1 protein-coding gene is annotated in these 572 nt (G+C 49.0%); it reads left to right on the forward strand.

The window, feature by feature from the left end; translation table 11 throughout:
* Nucleotides 1–572 (forward strand): 5'-3' exonuclease H3TH domain-containing protein (locus tag R7E78_RS28930; protein WP_318058992.1); only part of this gene is annotated, 572 nt, incomplete at both ends.

A 572-nucleotide genomic window follows, 5' to 3' on the forward strand; every position in this document is an offset into this window, starting at 1 on the left:
ATTCCGCCAGAGTTGATCATCGACTATCTAGCGTTGATGGGCGATAAAGTCGATAACATCCCTGGTGTACCGGGTGTGGGCGACAAAACGGCGACCGCTTTGCTGCAAGGCATTGGTGGCCTGACTAAGTTGTACGAAAATCTGGATGATATCGCGGCACTTGGTTTCCGCGGTTCGAAAACCATGGCGAAGAAGCTGGTCGACAACAAAGACAATGCTATGCTGTCTTATGAGCTGGCTACCATCAAGCTGGATGTGGAACTGGAAGAAACACCAGAGTCGCTACTGAAAGCAGAGCCAAACAAAGACGAATTGATCAAACTGTATGGTCAGTTGACGTTTAAGTCTTGGTTGAACGAACTGCTTGAAGGCGGCTCAGGCACTGTCGAAGCGGTTGAACTTGCAGGCTCTGCGCAAGCATCATCATCTTCTTCGCATGCTGAAATGGAAACCTCAGCGGTAACGATTGATCGCAGTCAGTACGAAACCATTTTGGACGAAGCTTCTTTCAATGCGTGGCTAGAAAAACTCAAAGCGGCAGAGCTGTTTGCCTTTGATACCGAAACGGACAG

Source organism: Vibrio sp. YT-19(2023) (assembly GCF_033337395.1).